Genomic DNA, 19,254 nt, shown 5'->3' with positions numbered 1-19,254 from the left:
ATCCCCCATCTAAATATTCACTACTGGCAGCCTTGCTTCAACGACCGTTCCTTGGCCGGGAACGCTGTGTATGGATATTCCGTATTCGGGACCATGCGCCAGTTTGATTCTTTCGTTCACATTAAATAGTCCATACCCCCGCTCCCTGCCGGTTTGCCGCGTAACTCGCATATCTTCCCTCAACTGGATCAGCTTCTCTTCCGGCAAGCCTACCCCGTCATCTTCAACAATCAATCGCAAAGCATTGCCATCCCTAAAGCCGCGGATCACGATGTTCCCCTTGCCTGATTTCGTCTTGATGCCGTGGTAGATCGCGTTCTCCACAAGAGGCTGCAAAATGATTTTCAACACACGGTATCGTTTGATTTCATCGGAAACCAGCATCTCATAATCCAGTTTATCTTCATACCTCGCCATCTGGATCACCAAATAGCTTTCGACATGCTGAAGCTCATCCGTTAGCGGAATAATCTCATTTCCTTTGCTAAGGCCAATCCGAAAAAGATTCGTTAGCGCAACGACCAATTCGACGATATCCTGGGCGTCCCGATCCAGCGCCATCCATTGAATGGTATCCAGAGTATTGTAGAGAAAATGGGGTTTAATTTGGGCTTGAAGCGCTTTCAATTCTGCTTCACGCTTTTCCTTTTGTTCCGTATACACCATATGGATCAAATTTTCGATTTCTTCCACCATTTTGTTGAAACTGTTGCCGAGCTGTCCAATTTCATCATTCGTCCTACTAGGAAACCTTAAATTCAATTCCCCTTCTTCAACTTTTCGCATCAAGCTGCGCAGCTTGCCGACAGGCCGCACAATCGAGTTGGTAAAAAACCATGAGGCGATAAAAGCAAAAAACAAAGTCACCATCGCAATGACCACGGTAACGGTTTGTAAATCAGACACGACTTTAAGCGATTCGTTGAGCGGAATGACCCCGACGATTCTCCAGCCGATATCCGGGAACATGTTATAGATGATTTGGTAATTGCGGCCAAAAATCGGCTTGACCAGACTGCCTGTCGTACCACCTGACCACTCGCCCGTAATTCGATAGACGATCCGGTTGACCGGTGAATAGACGACCCCGTTCTTTTCATCCATAATAAAAATAAATCCGCTTTTTCCAAGAGACACCGATTCGACGATACTCCGAATGAATTCAAGCTTCATATCGATCATCACGACTCCGATGATTTCGTCCGTTACCGGGTCTTTCACCGCCTTCGCAACGGACAGTACTTGATCCGCGCTTATATTTTGCCTCAGTTTGATATTCCGTCCGATCGGATGGCTGAATAAGTGAAGGGTGTCCGGATTGCCGACCGCGGCCTGGTACCAACGCTCTTCCGTCAGCGGATCGCGCCGGATCCGCTCCAACGCATTGCTGGCTGAAGCACTATGCCGGTTGACGGTCAGAATGCCTGCAATTTCGGGACGTTGTCTTTCGAAAATGGCTTCCCTCCGCTGCACTTCGGCGCCGGTTTCAGCCAATGTTGCCCAATCTTGTTCGCCTGCCCGCATAAATTCAATCACGGCTTTTTCGGCTGCCAAATATTCGATGATGTGATCCATCTCTTTCAAATAGACTTCGATGTGATTTTTGACTTGATTCATCATCTGGATCGTATGGGAGTTCATCTCTTCTTCAATCGATTTCTTATAGAGATAACTGCCCAAAAAACCTAGGGTTAAGATGGATAATGAAATAATGAAGATGAAGTATAGGAGCAGTTTGAATCGTATGCTTCGATTGGCAATGAACCCCATACGCAAAAAGCATCAGCCCATTCTATCGAAAGATATCAAGAGGTTTGATCCTTATCATAATGCAAAATGTGAAAATGCAAAAGAGTCCATCACTCTTTTGCAGCTTCACATGGCTATTATTCGTGGACGGTCATGAAAAAAACGCTAGTATTTGCGGTTTGGCAGGGCATCGATCGCTTTCTGCCCGAAATAGACGTCTTCTTCAGACTTAATCCATCGCGGAAGTTCTTTGCCTTCTTTATAATCCAGTATCGCTTGCTTTAATTGCGGTCCGAGCAGCGGATTGCACTCGATCGTAACGTTCATTTTTCCCTGGGAAATCGCTTCGAAAGCTCCTTTAATGCCGTCGACGCCGATGATTTTGATGTCGGTACCCGGCTTTAGGCCGGCTTCTTCGATGGCTTGAACCGCGCCAAGCGCCATGTCGTCGTTGTGTGCATATACGACTTGAATATTCTTATCTTTTTTCAGATATGCTTCCATCACTTCCTTGCCCTTGGCTCTCGTAAAATCGCCGGTTTGAGAGTAAACGATTTTGTATCCCGCATGGCCTGCAATCGCCTCTTCAAAGCCTTTTTTGCGATCGTTCGCCGCACTCGCGCCGACGGTGCCTTCTAGCTGTACAATATTCACTTTCGCGTCTGCGCCCAACTCTTCGAGCATCCATTTGGCCGCGTTTTGGCCTTCAAGCACAAAGTCGGAGCCTATAAAGGAGGTGTACAGGTCTTCATGGCCAGCCGTGATGCTCCGGTCCAGCAGGAACACCGGAATGCCGGCGTCTTTGGCTTCCTTTAACACCGTTTCCCAGCCGGATTCAACAACCGGTGCAAGCCCGATGGCATCTACTTTTTGAGCGATGAAGGAACGGATCGCCTTGATTTGATTTTCCTGTTTTTGCTGCGCATCGGAAAATTTCAATTCAAAGTTCGAATCGTTTTCAAACGTTTCCTTGATGGATGCCGTCTCGGCGTCACGCCAGCCGCTCTCCGCACCGATTTGCGCGAAACCCACGACGATCTTTTTTCCCGTAGGTTTATCCGCCGGCGCTGCATTCGTTGGCTCGTTCGCAGGAGCGGTGTTCCCCCCGTTGGCGTCTTTACTCGGATTGTTGCTGCTGCAGCCCGCGAAGATGGCAACAACCATCACCGCCATAAGCAAGGTAAGCAGAAAACTTCTTCTGTTTGTTTTCATATTTCTAGCCCCTCCCCTAAGATTAGTTCCGATGCAACTTCACTATAACGATTTGAATATGGGGTGTATTTACATTTTCACGTCATTCTTTGCAATTTTCCGATCTATCTTGATCTTGCCGCCGGCTGCCTTTTCCTTCTGCATCACAATCAGTCTTTGCAAGGCCATGAAGAGGAACAGGAGGAACCCGACGGCAATTTTCGTCCACCATGAGCTGAGCGTTCCCTGAAAAATGATCATCGTCTGAATGATGCCGGTACAGAGCACGCCCAGCGTCGGACCGACCAAATAACCGAATCCGCCGGTCAGCAAAATGCCGCCGATGACGCAGGCTGCTATGGCATCCATCTCCATTCCCATCAAATGCAGGGAGTTGCCTGACAGCATATAAAAAGTGAAGACGATGCCGCCAAGCGCGGAGCAAAAGCCGCTTAACGTGTAGACGGCAATCGTGGTACCGGCAGCCGGCAGGCCCATCAGTACGGCCGAGCGTTCACTGCCGCCAAGCGCGTAAACAGCCCTTCCAAAACCGGTGTAACGGCCGACGAATATCGCTGTAAGAACGAATAACAGCGCGATCACGACACTGATCGAAATAAAACCGTCCCCAAACAAGCGAATTTTATAGCTGGAAATTTGCGTATAAATTTCATTGGAGATGACGATGCTATCCGTCCCGATCAAATAAGCGAGCCCACGGCCCAAAAACATCCCGGCAAGCGTAACGATCCACGGATGAAGGCCAAATTTGTTGATGAGATATCCTTGACCAGCGCCGAACGCTAGCCCAACCAAAAGCGAAACCGCCATGACCAGATACGCGTTCATGCCTTGATTCAGCAGCGTTGCGGATATCATGCTGACCAAAGCGACGACCGAAGCTACCGACAGATCGATGCCGCCGGTAATAATGACGAAGGCCATACCTGTGGCTATGATGATTAAGTACGCGTTATCAATAAACAAGTTTAGAAATACTTGCAAGGAGAAAAAACCGTTATACATCAGCGATCCCGTTCCATACAGCATGACCAGAAGGAGCAGCGTCGCCAATATGATGATATGGTTGCTGCCGATTCGAAACCGGAACGAATTCACGACGCAGTCACCTTCCTTTTAATCGAAATAAGCTTCCGTCTGAACACGTCGGATTGGATCAAGCATACAAAAATGACGACGATCGCCTTGACAAGCAGGATCGATTCCGGCGGAACGCCAAGGGAATAGATCGTCGTCGTCAGGCTTTGGATGAAAATGGCGCCGACCACGGTACCGCCGAGATAAAACCGCCCGCCGCGCATCGAAGTACCTCCGATGACTACCGCCAGAATGGCGTCAAGCTCGTACCATAAGCCGGCGTTGTTCGCATCCGCACTGCTCAGATTGGAGCTGTAGATAATGCCGGCTGCCGCCGCCAGCAATCCGCTGATGGCGTAAGCCGTCATAAAGATCATCCGCGGCTTGACACCGGCAAACTCGCTGGATTTCCGATTGGCCCCGGTGGATTCCAGAAACAACCCGAACGCGGTTTTGGTCTTGAGCAGATACACCAAAACGAACACAGCGGCGGCCATATAAACCGCAAAGGGAATGCCAAGCAGATACCCTTTGCCGATATATTCAAAACGTTCGTTCGTCGTTGATAGAATTTGTCCATTGGTAATCAGCTGCGCGATTCCGCGACCGACCGTAAGCAAAATGAGGGTCGCCACCATCGGCTGGATACCCAGAATCGATACTAAGATTCCGTTCCATAAACCGCACAGCAATCCAATCCCGAGCGCAGTCAAAATTGCCACCCATAGCGGACTGTCTTCCAGCATGAAAATGGCCATGGAGCCGGCGATAGCCAGCACCGAACCAACGGAGATATCGATCCCCTCCGTTGCAATCACAAGCGTCATTCCGATCGCCATCATAATAAGCGGCGTACCGCGGTTAAGTATGTCCACGAGATTGCCGTACAGGTGGCCGTCGATGATATCGACTTTGAAAAAGCCGGGCATGACGATCAAATTGAACAAGTACAACATCGCAAGAGCTAAAAGCGGCCACATGATTTTGTGGCGTGCCGCCTTACGCGCCGGCGCTTCCGAATTTCGCAAACACTTCAGCCCCTTCCGCGATCATTTGCATAATTCGGTTGGCCTTCATCCCTGTGCCGGTAACTTCGCCGATTTGAATGCGGTCGCGCAGGACCATAACCCTGTCGCAGCAACTGACCAATTCCTCCAGTTCAGCGGAAATGATTAAGATAGAAATGCCGGAAGCGGCCAGTCGGAAGATCAGTTTGCGAATTTCCGCTTTCGAGCCCACATCGATGCCCCGGGTCGGCTCATCAAGAATAAGCAGCTTGGGCTTCGTCGCCAGCCATCGTGCGAGAATTACCTTTTGCTGATTGCCGCCGCTCAAGTTTTCGATCCTTTGCTCCGTGCCGGGCGTTTTGATGTTCAGCATGTCGATATACTCCTGAGCGATCTCTTTTTGCTTTTTGACCGGAATGAAAGAGAGCAATCCTTTTTTCGCTTGCATGGCCAAGGCGATATTTTCACGGATGGTGAGCTCGCCGACGATCCCCTCCACCTTGCGGTCCTCCGGCAAGAACCCGAGTCCGCGTTGAATCGCTTTCCGGGGATACATCAAGGCGATTTCCTCTCCTTCAAGCTCCAGCACCCCGGTGTCGCTTTTGTCGATCCCGAATATTAAACGCGCCACCTCCGTCCGGCCTGATCCAAGCAGTCCCGCGAGACCAAGCACCTCACCTTTATGAATGGTCAGGTCAAACGGCTGGATCGAGCCTTTTTTGCTAAGTCCCCTCGCCTGAAGGAATACGTGAGTCTGATTTGGTTTACCGGCTTTTTCACCGGACAGCTCCTCGGGATCCCATACCCGGCCGATCATATGGGAAACGAGCTGTGTTTTGGGCAGCGCCTCCGTCTCAAATTCGCCGACCAACGTTCCGTTTCGGAGTACCGTGATGCGATCCGTTACTTCGTAGACCTGGTCGAGGAAGTGGGTGACGAACAGGATGCCCATTCCTTCCTCTTTCAGCCTGCGCATCGCGGCAAACAACTGCTTCACTTCGTTCGCATCCAAGCTTGAGGTCGGTTCGTCCAATATCAAAATGTCGCTGGAGATATCCACTGCGCGGGCAATGGCCACCATTTGCTGCACGGCAACCGAATACGCGGACAACGGCTGTCTGACATCCATATGCAAATCAAACCTTGCGAGCAGTTCTTCGCTAAGCCGGTTCATCGTGTTCCAATCAATCATGCCCCATTTGCGGGGCTGTCGGCCGACAAATATATTTTCCGCAACGGACAAGTTCGGGCACAGATTAATCTCTTGATAAACCGTACTGATTCCGAGCTGTTGAGCTTCCAATGGGGATTTGGGATGAATCTCCCGTTCCCGAAGTTTGATCGAACCGGCGTCCTTTTTATGAACCCCTGTCAGCACTTTGATTAAGGTGGATTTACCCGCGCCGTTTTCTCCCATCAGCGCGTGAATCTCCCCTTTCCGCAAGTAAAAGTCTACATCCGATAAAGCCGCCACACCGGGAAATTCCTTCTTGATGCCTTCCATCGCTAAAAGAATATCCGAACCCATATGCTCACCCTCTTTCTATTCTCACGATCTCATTTTAGAAAGTCGGAGGTCTGATTGTATTTAGAATAATAAGTCTTTTTTTAAGCATTTCGGTCTTTCGCATATCGGGTATCGGGAAGAAGTAAGGGCGCCTCTCGAAGGGGGCGCTTTTGCGGAGCAAAAGTACTGAGTGAAGCCCCTGTCTCCCAAGTTGACAAAAAAAAGGAACCATGCATAAAAAGCCATGATTCCATCGCGTCGCATTATGGATTTTTTCACTTTTGCGTACCGATTAATTTTTTATGAGCTTGCGCAAGACGTTTGAAATCCGCTTTCTCCACCTTACGGTCATAAGAAAGCAAGCCGTTGATCTCCATTTCAACGTCGGTGATTTGAGTATACACCGCAGCGCTAAGACCCGATGGCTTCAGGTCTTCCAGCTGCTTTATGAAGCTGATATAACGATTGGTCAGTTTCGATACGCTCTCTTGCTCTTCATAGTTGAATACACTGGAATTCCATTCATGTCCAGGCACCTGCAGCCCCAGTCCCCCGTATTCTCCAAGCACCGCCGCACGTGTATCCGTTGGCTGCGGCATCATCGGCGACGGATAATTATGCGCATCGATGAAATGACCTACGTTTTTATCCGTCCAACCGCTCGCATTATTGATGAGACGTGTCGGATCGTAGCTCATCGCCCAATTGGTTAACCGCTCCGTGTCATACTGCCCCCAACCCTCATTAAACACCGTCCAGACGACGATCGAAGGGTGATTGCGGAACTGGTCGATCATTTCTTTGAATTCCTTCTCCAAGTGGGCGCGGTTGTCCGCCGAGTCGCCAAATTTGCTCACCTGGTCCTGCCATACGACGACACCCAGCTTATCGGCCCAATAATACCAGCGATCCGGCTCCACTTTCATATGCTTCCGGATCATATTCATGCCGAGACGTTTTACCGCTTCAATATCGAATTTCATGGCCTCATCGGTTGGCGCCGTATATAACCCGTCCGGCCAATAACCTTGATCCAGCGGCCCGATTTGGAAAATAAACTTGCCGTTAATGAGCGGACGAGTGATGCCGTCAACTTTGCCCAGCTTCACTTCCCGCATACCGAAATAGCTGGACACTTCGTCGACTTTTGCAGTCCCTTTCACCAGGTTCACCTTCAGGTCATACAGAAACGGATCATCGGGCCACCACAGTTTCGGATTCGGAATCGGGATGGACAATTCCTTTCCGACGGCCCCGGTCGCACGGGCCACTTCCTTTCCATTTTCCATGACGATGGCTTCAACCGCTTCATCGGTAACCCCGGCGCTTCCCGTTACCTTTAATTTAAGCGAATTGCTCGCAAGATCCGGCGTCATATCCAATCTATCAATGGACGCAGGAGCCACCGGTTCCAGCCACACCGTTTGCCAAATGCCGGACACCGAAGTGTACCAGATCCCGCCTGGGCGGTTTCGTTGTTTGCCAATCGTATATCCGCCGTCATCCGTCGGATCGCTGACATAGACGATTAATTCATTCTCACCGGCCACAAGCTGCTTCGTAATATCGAAGCTGAACCCGGTGTACCCGCCGCGGTGTTTTCCAACCTCCTGTCCATTCACATAGACAGTCGCTTCAAAATCTACCGCGCCGAAGTGAAGCTGGACCTGCTTGCCATCCCAATCGGACGGCAGGGTAAATTGGCGTTTGTACCACATCTTGTCTTCATGCCGCTCAAGACCCGATAGTTGCGATTCGACGGCGAACGGCACAAGGATTTTCTCGCTTAACGTCTTACCCGTTGGAAGCGTCGTTTGCTTGCTGCCGCTCTCGAACTCCCATTCACCGTTCAGATTGAGCCACTGGTCGCGAACCAGCTGCGGACGCGGATATTCAGGCAGAACATTGTTTTTGTCCACGTTGTCCGCCCAAGGGGATCGAATTAAAAACTCGGAATGATTCGCCACCTTCGTTCCCACGAATGCGGATAAGGACTGGCCGTCCTCTTTCTTAATTTTGCCTTGTCCGTCATAGGTCACGATGATCGACTGATCCGGTTTATAAATGGGAACATCCCACTTCAATCGAAGAACAGACGGATCATCCGGTTTTAAGGTGACGCTTGTCGGAATATGAGTGCGACGACCTGCTGTCAATGTGAAATGCTTCGCTGCCGCCTTAGGAACTGTTTGCAGCTTGCTGCTGAACTGCAGCTCGGCTTGCAGGCCGTCTTGCAGAATGATGCTTTGTTTCGGACTGTGGTTTACATACCCCACCGGCAATGAAAATGCCTCCTCAGGCACCGCTTGCTTTTGCAATGTGGAATTGGACCATTTCAATTGAATGTATGCCCCGCCATAGTCCTGAAAAAACTCTAATTTAAAGCTGACTTTCTTGCCGGCTTCCAAACGAATGGGGGCGCTCGTCTGCTCGATGTCCCAATCATTCACCCAATGGTCGATCGCCAGCTGATCATCCACCCATAGGCGGAACCCATTGTCTGCTTTAATATAGAACTTGTAATCATCCGTCATCGGCGCCGTCAGCTGCCCCGTCCAACGGACCGCATTGTATTCATCCTGTCCTGTAAGCGCTTTTAGAACCGGTTTAATATCATCAAAATCAATATTGGCATCAACCGTCGTATTCTTCAGCTCTTTGAAATCGAATTGTCCTTTTCCCGAGGTTGTGTAATACTCCGCTTTTAAACCTTGGCTTTCTAAACGATCGCCTGATTGATTGTTCTCTGCAAAAACCGTGGACACGCCGAAAACCTGCAAGATCATGATCAAGGACATCATTAGTGAAACAGTACGCATTTTCATATGTTTCAGCTTCCTTTCCTGAATCTTGATTTGACGTGCAATGGTAGAAACATGACGCTCATCCGTTGGCTACATTTATTCCCCCCTTCCTGTAAGAAGTATTTTACAAGGAAACCTGTGGAATGTATTTGTAAAATTAGGTTAATAGTTGCAATTTTCCGCAGTGTTTCCCATTCGCTTGCAAAAGTTTAGATCATGCCCCCTATCGACCCAGGGTGGTATATTTACAGAAGCCAAAACTTATTGAAGAACCGACCAGCTAAGCCCGCCGTCCCCTGTGGCCGCCGTCCCTCCGTAGAACCGCAGCCAGCCGTGTTTCGCATCGGCGAAGTAGAGTCCGCTTGCGTCGCTAACGCCGGACGTCTTGGGAATCGGATGATCCGTCCACACTTTCCCTCCGTCGGCCGTAGCAAGCAGGTGAGCCATGCTTCCCGATGCATTCGTCTCTCCGAAAACGATGTATCCATGACGTGAATCCGCGAAGGCGATCGCTTCCGGAAACCAGCTCTTGGGCAGCGTAAGCGTTTTCCGCACCGATTGTTCACCGTTCAGCCGAAACAAAACCGGACCATGCTCCCGATCTCCCATCGGTGCCATCCATCCCTCCTTCGTAGAAATAAAAAATGCCTTCGTTCCCGAACCGTTACCTTCCAATGGTTTTGTTTGCTTCCAGGTCACCCCGCCGTCCGAAGTGCGCCAGACGTTTTTTTCCTGGCTGCTGGCAACAAGCACGCCTTGTTTTCGGTCATAAAAACGGAAAAATGAAATATCCGAAATCCCGCTTAGTTCATGAAGCGATTGTCCTGCAACAGGCGTCCAGCTTTTCCCCTCGTCCGATGTCTTCAGCAGAACATGATGCGGCTCATGTTCGCGAAATGCGGCAACGTAACCTTCCTTTTTATTGATGAAGCTGACGTTTTCCAACCGCAGGTAACCGTCGACTCGGGCTAATATGTTCCAGCTTGTTCCGCCGTCAACGGTTTGCAGCACCACGTTGTTGTCCAGCAGCGTTCCTACGGCATACCCAAAAGACGAGTCGATCATGGAGACGTCCCCGATCGGCCGCACCGCCGGATAAGCCTGTTTCCATGTTTTCCCTCCGTCCGCGGAATGAAGCAGGAAACCTGATTCATTGATGCCGTCCGCGGCAGCCCATATGTCCTTGACGCTTAACATTTGCACCTGATTGACGGCAACGGCGTGATTTGGTGCCACGCTCGCAAAGCTTTTGCCCCCGTCATGAGTAATCCAAATTCCGCCTTCGATCGGACCGGCGCCGGGATGAAGCGACATCACTCCCGTATTGGCGTCCGCAAGCCGGATATCGGTTGGCGTCGGGCGCCCCGTGCGCTGCGCGCTCATTTTCGCCCAATGCTCGCCGCCGTCCGTCGTTCGGTACAGCTCTCCGCTTAACATGCCTTCTTCGTTCGTCAGCAGCCAGCCGGTGCGTTCGTTCTTAAAATCGATGCCCAAGCTCGACAGCGGCGAATTTTCCCCCGTAAGCTCCAGCTGTTTCCGCCAGGTTCGGGCGCCGTCCGTCGTTTTCAAAACGGCCAGCTTGCCCGCATCCGCACCGACAGTGCCCACGACGTAGCCGATCCGTTCACTTGGAAAGCTTACATAAAGCGGAATGAAATGTTTGACGCCGAACGAAACCTGATCAAAATGAACGCCGCCGTCGCGAGTAACGAATAAGCGGCCGTTGGCCAGCATCACCCCGTTTTTCGGGCTGTCAAAAGACAATCTGCGCGTATTCAAAAAAACATGGCTGTTGTCTTCCTGCGAAGCGGCTTGCCATAATGCCGTCCAGGTTTTCCCTCCGTCTTTCGTGCGGATCAGCCGGATGGTTTTGCACACGGTCGTTCCTTTGACGCTGCACTCGTCTTGAACCAGCGCCCAGCCGGTTTGCCGATCGAGGAAATCGAGTCCCAAGACAAGCTCTCCCGGCATTTTTGTCTCTTCCCACTGGGCGCCGCCGTCCGTCGTGGAAATGAGCGACAGCGATTTGCCATACACCTGCTTCACGGCAAAACCCGTGTCGGCGTTCACAAAATCCATGACCGGAATTTCATACAGGTTTGAACCTGGTTCAATTTTAACGGGAGCGCCCTTTTTCAATACCGATTTGGGGCTGGCCTCGACGGGGACGCCTTGCGTTCCGGATGTTATTGCAACGTTCCCGGTCGCTGTCGCCGCAGATTGCAAAGCGGGAGGGTTGTCCCCTGAAGCGGCCGTTTGCCCGGAGCCGCCGAATGCGCATCCCGGCAACATAAACGCGAATATAAGCAGGGCGAAGGCCGCCCGCATGGATCGTTTCGTTTTTTTCATATGTACCTCCTTAACGTCCCGATGGATGAATTTTTCTTTCATTATAAATTCCATTCCCACGGCAAGATGTTAAGGATTCGTTGCAAACCGGAGTCAATTTGGTCTTTTTTGGACGACCCACCATCCCCCCAAGACGGCAAAAGAAAGCCAAAACAACACGATGTACGCGTTAAAATAAAGCGAGTTTGTGTACATGTTGACAAGCCCGAGCGACCGGATGGCAGGCTCGTCGTCGCCGCGAAGGGAAATCAGCGCGTGCTTGACTTTGCGCAGCTGGAGAAAAAGGGCCAGCAGCAATGCCGCAACCGACAAACCGGGGACCAGAAGGTGATAAGACGGTTTGGCGATGTAGTCCTGCAGCATATCGAAATAACGCACCGCGACCACGAACGTCATCAGCATCAGCAGCAATAAGGAAACGAAACCCGGAACAAGCAGCACCCCGCCCGGATTGGCGTTCCCCGAAGAAGCGGAACCGCTGCCGACCGCCGTAAAAAATTCGACCAGAAAAACCAGCAGGACGTTGACGGCAAGCAGCAAAGCACAGGTCATCCATGTTTTGGCGGACATGGGCGTCCTCCTTCCTTTTTCTCAAATGATAAATGGTCTGCACAAAAAAAGAAGCCTGTCGGGATTGTATGCTGGCGCAGCCTCCCTTGGGCTTCTTATGATGATTCGTCTAATGCATCGCACGGTCTTGTCCATCAACATATTTCCCGTAGTCGGGAACGGCGACTTCGTCAAAGCGGACGACAAGCTCATGCAGGCCTTCCGCCAGTTCTTGGCCGGAAACCGGCTTTCCGTGCCCTGTCAGCGCATCGTGCGGCTTCAGCGCTTCCAGCTTTTGAACCGACGTTTTGGCTGCCGCCCAATCCGTCGTGAAATAGCGGGGCGGTCCGCTGATCTCCATCTTTTGCGTGAGCACGCTGTACAACTGATCCTGCCGGACCGTCACAAATGCGTCGCCCGCGATCAGCATCCGGTCCCGCTCCCTGAAAAACGAAACATGTCCCGGCGAATGCCCCGGCGTGTGCAGCCAGCGGAATTCCTCCAGCCCGGGAACCGTACCGTCATCCGGCAGAGGCCGGACCCAGGAGCCAAGGCTAAGCGGTTCATTCGGGAAAACGAAGGACAGCTTGGCCAACAGCCCGCCTTCCACCGACGGATCGGGGTTCGGGTAGCTTTTTTCTCCCGTTAAGTACGGAATCTCCTCCGGATGGGCGTAAACGGGAACCTGCCACTCCCGAATCAAATCCACGAGGCCGCCGACATGGTCAAAATGCGCGTGGGTCAAAAGGATCGCTTCCGGACGGGAATGCCGTCCGAAACGCTGCCGCGTCATCTCCAAAATGTCGTCCGCCGATTCCGGCATGCCCGCATCGATCAGCACAAACGACGATTGGCCCGGCACGCCGACGGCCGCGAGATTGACGATCTGCGTCGTAAATGCGTACACGTCGTCTTTGATCTGAACGCCCTGGCCGCTGGCGACGGAAAAAGCGGGTATGTAACGATAATCTTCGCCGTCATGAATGTGCTCTTGGTTTTTCGTATCCATATTCAGACCTCTTTTCAGCAAATTGCCAATCTCTTATGAATATGATGTCATGAACGTCAAAGTTTATTCTTTGGAGCCCGGTATGCCGGTTCTTTTTCGGATCCTCGCTCTCAAGTGCCAAATCGTCGCCGCGCCGGAAACGGCGCAAATCAAAACGCCCACGGAAAGAAAAAGCTCCGGAAGTCCGAAGGCGGACGCCCAATAAGCTCCGTACATGACGCCGAAAGGAGTTACGGCCTTGGTCAAGAGCGACTTGGTGGAGAGCACCTGCCCCAGGAGCGATGCTGGAACCATCCTGTAATAAATCATGCTGCTGTACACGTTCCAAAACGGCATGGCCGCTCCTGCCGCCGCTTCGATGAGGACCGCCGCCGTCAGGTTTGTCGTCACGCCGAGCAGAATGTACGTAACTCCGCCGGCGAAAAGCGCCGCGCTCATCACGGCGCCCAATTGTGCGCCAGGCTCGCGCAGCCGCCCGACGAGCATGCTGCCGCAAACGTATCCGAGCGGGAAAGCGGCGGTAAACACCCCGTATTCCAGCGAGCCGCCGCTCAGTATCTCCGTGACATAAGGCAAATACATGGCTTGCGTGGCACAAACGCCAAAGCTTGTGATCGAAACGAGAAACGCCAGTTCATACAGCACCTTATTCGATCGATAGACCCCGATCCCCTGCAAAAAGCTGTTTTTCCACGTCCGTTTTTCCCCATCGGTATGGGGTAGTTCTGCAATGAATCCCGCGGGAAGCCATGACGCAAAAAACAAGAGCGCCAGCAAGGACAGCAGCATTTCCGGCGCCAACACGCGGGTAAGAAGCCCGGCTGCCGGCAGCGCGACAACCCGAATCAGCTGCACCATGCCCGAGACGGACGCATTGACGCGCACCAGCTTGTCCGGAGCGGCGAGCTTCGGCATGATCGCTCCCGCCGCCGCGTCGTAAACCTGCAAGGAGCTGAGGAACGACCCGATCAATAATACATATGCTTCCCGCTGGTCCGCTATCCACATCGCGCACACAAATGCATAAGCCGAGCCGCGGATCGTTTCGGACGCCCGCATCACGACCGTACGTTTCCAGCGGTCGATCCAAGGACCGGCGAGCCACTGCACGAACCATTGGCCCGATAAGCTGAGCAGCCACAGCCCGCCCATCGCGGCTTTCGAGCCGGTCAAATCGTACAACATCCAGGATAATACAAACGTGCCCGCTGCAGCCGCAAAAGCCGAGCGCATTTGATCGAAACATAACCAGCCGAGGCTGCGGTTCCACGTATCGCCCACCGATTCAGCTCTCCTTTTTACGCAAATGTCATTCCTCCAATCCCAAAAAGCCGCGCAGCTCCTTCGCGTGATGGTCCAGCGAGCCCGGATTCCATGCGTAGCTGCCGCCCTGAACGCGCACCAATCCCGCGCTGCGCAAAATCGCCAAATGATGGTGCGCGTTGGTTTTGCCCATGTTGAGCAATTCGGTAAGCTCCTTCAGGGACCGGCTCTGTTCGGAAATGAGCTTTAATGCCCGCAGCCGCTTGTCGTCGCCCAAAGCCTTGTATAGTTGAACCAGCCTGCCGGGCGGTTCGTACGGATCCGTGTCACCGTTCAGGTTGGAGTCGCTGACGGGGTAATAATAAATTTGCGTGTCTTCCATGTTGGCCTCGATCGTCCACGGACGATAAATGACATGCGGAATGAGCATGACCTTGCTCACGCCCGCTTCCGGTTTGTATTCGACGCCCGCGGCCCGCAGCACCACCTCTTCCGGCGAGCCCTTTTGCAGCCAAGCCTTTTTTTCGGCCAAATCCCGTTCCAAAATCCGTTTGTTCTCCGCAGCGTCCTTTTCCCCGATTTCTTTCTCCCATAACCGAAGCAAATCGGCGAGATGATGTTTCAAACGGCTAGCCCCATATCGGCTGACCGCCCGGATCATGTCCGGAAAGAAAGCATGCTCCCGGCATGCTTCGATCAACGCATCGACCGCTTTCTTGTCGCCTTGGGCCGCTTGCATCCGCAGCGCTTCCTCGCCGCGTCCCAAATACGGAAGGACCATATAATTGAAATCTTCATCCCGCATGGGAAACACCCGATCGGCAACATCCCCGGGCGATGCAAATGAATCGGCATGCAGCAGTTGAAGCAGCATCTTCCACGTTTGATGTTTTTGGCAAAAGTCCAGCTCCCGAATCAGATCGGCGGACGCCTCCTCCCGAAGCTGCCGCCAATACGACGCCGGCTTGTCCATCGCTTCGTGAAGCTTGGGGTAGGTCATCGCTGCGATGCTAAGCGCGTATTCGAAAAGCAGCGAAGCATTCAGCTCGACTTGATAGGTATTCCGTTTAAACGACGCGTCAAAAACATGCATGAGTATCCTCTCTTTCGCCTTTGTTCCAATTCGTGTTTGTTTTATTTATTTTTCGTTTCGGTTTTATTTCATTCTATATTTTTAGAATTTAATATTCAATATATTTTTAACTAATAAATCTAAATATTTTTTACGAACGGACCCAAAAAATCACTACCCGATGACATCCTTAGACGTTTCCTGCAAACAATCCCGAACAAAACCAAAAGCCATGGAATCACAGCGTGGAAATAACGCGTGCGTCCATGGCTTTTTGGTTTGGAGTGAAGCCCATAAAGGCTGCCGGCCTGACAAAGTTTGTCATGCGGCGCCCTTATCCCAAGTCGAAATCGCTGAAATCCGGCCGCTTGCCATCGAATTTTGCGCTCGCCCGGGAAATGAACCCCGGGTCACCTTGGGTTGTATTCAAATGCAATCTTCACGGGTGTCGACATTCCATCCATCGAGAGATAAGCTTCGTTAGTTCCCTTTAAATTACCAACGAGCTTGATTATAAATTGGAAACGTCCTGTTTCCGTGCTTGTCGTCTGGCCTTGATAAGGACCTTCCCTTTGGAATCGACGATTTTTAAATTCACTTTGGATGGGCCGCCATTCATCACCAGACCGTCGATCGTCAATTTCCCCGCAGCGACATCTGCCACAGCTCTTGTGCCGTCGATCGCAGTTACCGCATTTCCTCCCGAAAGATGATATACGCCAAATTCATAGAAGGAATATCCGTATTCCGTATTTCTTTGAACGCCTTGGAATTTGACGTATCTGGCTTTAACCGGATCAAAATGAACGGTTTCCTTCCCCGCTTGTGCCGTAATGATTCCGTCATTATCCTTGATCACGTTGGTCCAATGCTGATTGTCGTCGGAAACAAGGAGTTTGTACGTTTTAGCCCGCGCATTCTCCCAGTCGATTCTGACCGTATCGAATTCTTTGGATTCGCCAAGATCGACCTGGAACCAGGTGTCATCAACATAGCCGCTCGACCATCTTGTCGAAGAGAATCCGTCTACCGCTTTTTCCGGCGCCAATCTCTCTAGGGAGCCTTCTACGGATGAAGCCGTTGCCGGTTTACTTTCCGCCAGATTGCCGATAAGGCTATAAACCTCTTCTTTCAGCGCTGCGTATGCCGTATCCGAAATGGTATGATCTGCAGACAATTGATCCAGCTTCACGTTGAAGCCTTTTAAGTACTTGTCAAACTGCGCTGCATCCGATCCTTCATAACGTTTCATCAGTTCCAGATAATTGTTAAGCGACCGAGGGCCTTCGGCTGTCGTAAACTGATTCTGTTCGACGAATCGGTTCACATTAGCTTTCATCGTGTCGGCGTTCGACACCGCTCTGATGATGTAAGTCGTCGTCTTGGATTTGGCAGCAGCCACGGTGACGACCAATTGATGTTTACCCGGTTTTCCCGCCAGATTAATCGGTGTTCCCTGGGTGTAAGGATTGCCGTCGAGCATGGCCGTTACCTTCGCCAATCCGCTGCCGTCGTCGTCTTTGATTTTCCACGTAATCTGCAGGGTTTCCGTATCCGGTATTTCCATATCGCCATTTAACGTTTGTCCGTTGATGACGATGTCCGCTTCCGGCGCCGGGCTATCGTGGACGACGTATGTTCCGTTCAAATATTGATACAGCCAGTCATACATTAAACGCAAACTTGGATCCTTGCTCACCCCTAAGTTGTAAACGGCATTATTTCCTTGGTAATAAGCCCTGAAGCCATTTTGCATCAAACCGGTTGTGGCGCCGCTGTTCAAGTAGTCGATAAAACGCTCGCGGAATACGTTGTCCGTCAGCATCCGATCATCAAATTCGACTTCGTTACCCATCCCGTACCGTTTGGCATTATTCGCGGCATCTTCCAGACGGTCAACATCCATTCCACCAAAGAAGTAGTTTGGCTGGTAAGCAGCGGCATCCATGCCGACGTCTTTCCACATATACATTTTGTAAGCTAAAGAATGAGGAATCCAGAACACCTTCAAGTTCATGGCATGCACTTTTTCCGTCATCATGCGAGCATCGTCTGGTCCCGATTCACCTACATCGATTTGCTCCGGCAGCCAGTACATCCCGACAAGTTCAAGATTAGAGTAGTTCGCCGCCTGCCATCTTTGCTGGACCTGATCCAGCCACCACTGTATCGCTTTTCCCCTGTTTTCAAGCGCTTTAGCTTTGCCGACGACGGATTCGTTAAAGTTCAAGGAACCGGTACCGTCAACGTCGCCAAAATCGGTTAAAGATCCCCCTGGATTCGGAATCATTAACACAACCTTCTCTTTATGATCGGGCTGGTTCAGCTTGGCTCCGACTTCCTTGGTAGCCTCATTCAAATTCTGCATATCCCCAGAGGGCGCGAATGTTTTATCCAAATACCATTTCCATTCCCCAAGATTCGTCTGCCCAAGGCCGAAATCACGGCCGGCAGGTGAAGCAAGCCCGAGATATAGAACGCCGTCAAAAAGCCAATCGGTAGGCTCGCCATCCTTATTGACATAACTGATGTTAGGAATAATCCGCTCCTTACTCCAATCACCCAAACCATTTGCATACTGTCCGTTATACAGCAGATTCAGGTTCCGGATACCGGCTGTCGCTTCCCCTGGCTCCAAAAAATGAGGCTGCTCGGCTGGAACGGTTACTGCACCGTCGACCTTGCCGTCCGTCCCCATAATTTCGATTTCGTCAATGTACTCCCACAGCTCTTGATGCATCGTAAAGATGACTTTGACGTAACGGGCATAAGCCAGCTTGCCATCCGTATTTCCGCCTTTGATTCCGTCCCGGCTGCCGTCCCATGTGAAGGTCTCCTGTCTAGGAGGTCCTCCCCCCCAGAGGAGCTGCGTGGCGTTATGGGAAAGCAATCCCCAATTCTCCTTATCGTCGGAGACATACATCGATACCTCTAGCGGCACGAGGATCGAGTTTGTAGGATAGTCCTGAAAAAAGTGGGCCGAAATTTTGGCGATCGACTTTTCGTCACCCAAATCAAACACAACTTCGCGCGCTTTTCCGCGCACATGTCCCACCCATGCCGGGTCGTTCATATCCAACTTGCCGTATTTGCCGTCCGTAAGTTTGTGTCCGTCATCGGGGTGCGACGCATCCGGCGCTTCGGACCATTCATACGAAAGCCCTGCCGCGAGATTGCGTAGATTCGTCTGCTCCGCGTCCGTTGCCGCCGTCGACGGGTTGGCGTCGGGTGCTTGATCGGCCTGATCCACAGGCGGCTGTCCGGCATCGGCCGGCTCACCCGGTTCGGCTTGCAGGCTTCCCGGATCATTCCCTGCCTGCTGCCCGGCATCTCCCGCCTCCACGGCGTTTTTGTCCGGAACGCCCGGATCAGCCTGTGCCGCGGACACCGGGGCCGTCAACAAAGCTGCGGCGATCAGGACGGAACCCCATTTTTTACAATTCAAATTCATCAAGGCCAGCTCCTTTTTCGATTTTTCGAGTACAGAAATACTTGCATCTGATAGTCTTTTTTTCCTGTTTCGGGTGACGCTCGCCGGATCCCCCCTTTCGCAAACTCAGGCGGAAAGCTGCCTTTGAAAGCACTTTCATTGTCTCTACTGTAGGGAAATTCAGTCCCGCATCAAAGAGATAAATGTTGACAATTCATATACATTT

At 51.6% G+C, this 19,254-nt stretch carries 12 protein-coding genes; all 12 read right to left on the bottom strand.

Annotated features, from left to right (window positions below; translation table 11 throughout):
• Window positions 1-9 precede the first annotated feature (9 nt).
• Window positions 10-1,770, bottom strand: a complete 1,761-nt coding sequence (locus GQY55_RS02065; RefSeq protein WP_160037655.1) for a cache domain-containing sensor histidine kinase — start codon at window positions 1,768-1,770, stop codon at window positions 10-12.
• 144 nt (window positions 1,771-1,914) lie between these two features.
• Window positions 1,915-2,961: an ABC transporter substrate-binding protein gene (locus tag GQY55_RS02060; RefSeq protein ID WP_160037653.1), complete on the bottom strand. Its 1,047-nt coding sequence runs from the start codon at window positions 2,959-2,961 to the stop codon at window positions 1,915-1,917.
• Between the two features lie 69 nt (window positions 2,962-3,030).
• Entirely contained in the window at window positions 3,031-4,059 is a 1,029-nt protein-coding gene (gene yjfF / locus GQY55_RS02055) for a galactofuranose ABC transporter, permease protein YjfF (protein WP_236575347.1), read from the bottom strand.
• Window positions 4,056-5,066: an ABC transporter permease gene (locus GQY55_RS02050; RefSeq protein ID WP_236575346.1), complete on the bottom strand. Its 1,011-nt coding sequence runs from the start codon at window positions 5,064-5,066 to the stop codon at window positions 4,056-4,058. The genes yjfF and GQY55_RS02050 overlap by 4 nt, the downstream gene beginning before the upstream one ends.
• The gene (locus GQY55_RS02045; RefSeq protein ID WP_160037651.1) at window positions 5,038-6,573 is read right to left on the bottom strand and encodes a sugar ABC transporter ATP-binding protein; all 1,536 of its coding nucleotides are present in this window, start codon (window positions 6,571-6,573) and stop codon (window positions 5,038-5,040) included. Before GQY55_RS02045 ends, GQY55_RS02050 begins: the two co-directional genes overlap by 29 nt.
• 254 nt (window positions 6,574-6,827) lie before the next feature.
• The gene (locus GQY55_RS02040; RefSeq protein WP_160037649.1) at window positions 6,828-9,377 is read right to left on the bottom strand and encodes a sugar-binding domain-containing protein; all 2,550 of its coding nucleotides are present in this window, start codon (window positions 9,375-9,377) and stop codon (window positions 6,828-6,830) included.
• A gap of 240 nt (window positions 9,378-9,617) precedes the next feature.
• The gene (locus tag GQY55_RS02035; RefSeq protein ID WP_160037647.1) at window positions 9,618-11,705 is read right to left on the bottom strand and encodes a WD40/YVTN/BNR-like repeat-containing protein; all 2,088 of its coding nucleotides are present in this window, start codon (window positions 11,703-11,705) and stop codon (window positions 9,618-9,620) included.
• 93 nt (window positions 11,706-11,798) lie between these two features.
• Window positions 11,799-12,275 carry a hypothetical protein gene (locus GQY55_RS02030; protein WP_160037645.1) on the bottom strand — a complete coding sequence of 159 codons (477 nt, stop codon included), beginning with the start codon at window positions 12,273-12,275 and terminating at the stop codon, window positions 11,799-11,801.
• A 109-nt stretch (window positions 12,276-12,384) separates the two neighbouring features.
• Window positions 12,385-13,263 (bottom strand): MBL fold metallo-hydrolase, encoded by an 879-nt coding sequence (locus GQY55_RS02025; RefSeq protein WP_160037643.1) that lies wholly within the window; start codon window positions 13,261-13,263, stop codon window positions 12,385-12,387.
• Window positions 13,264-13,326: 63 nt separating this feature from the next.
• Window positions 13,327-14,544, bottom strand: coding sequence for an MFS transporter (locus GQY55_RS02020; RefSeq protein ID WP_160037641.1), 1,218 nt, complete (start codon window positions 14,542-14,544; stop codon window positions 13,327-13,329).
• 28 nt (window positions 14,545-14,572) lie between these two features.
• On the bottom strand, window positions 14,573-15,619 hold the full coding sequence (locus GQY55_RS02015) for an ArsR/SmtB family transcription factor (protein ID WP_160037639.1): 1,047 nt from the start codon (window positions 15,617-15,619) through the stop codon (window positions 14,573-14,575).
• Between the two features lie 490 nt (window positions 15,620-16,109).
• Window positions 16,110-19,049 (bottom strand): DUF4855 domain-containing protein, encoded by a 2,940-nt coding sequence (locus GQY55_RS31150; RefSeq protein ID WP_236575345.1) that lies wholly within the window; start codon window positions 19,047-19,049, stop codon window positions 16,110-16,112.
• Window positions 19,050-19,254 lie beyond the last annotated feature (205 nt).

Origin of the sequence: Paenibacillus sp. USDA918EY, assembly GCF_009870825.1 — a bacterium.
Lineage (GTDB): Bacteria > Bacillota > Bacilli > Paenibacillales > Paenibacillaceae > Paenibacillus_AQ > Paenibacillus_AQ albilobatus.
This window is presented reverse-complemented; position numbering and strand designations above follow the sequence as displayed.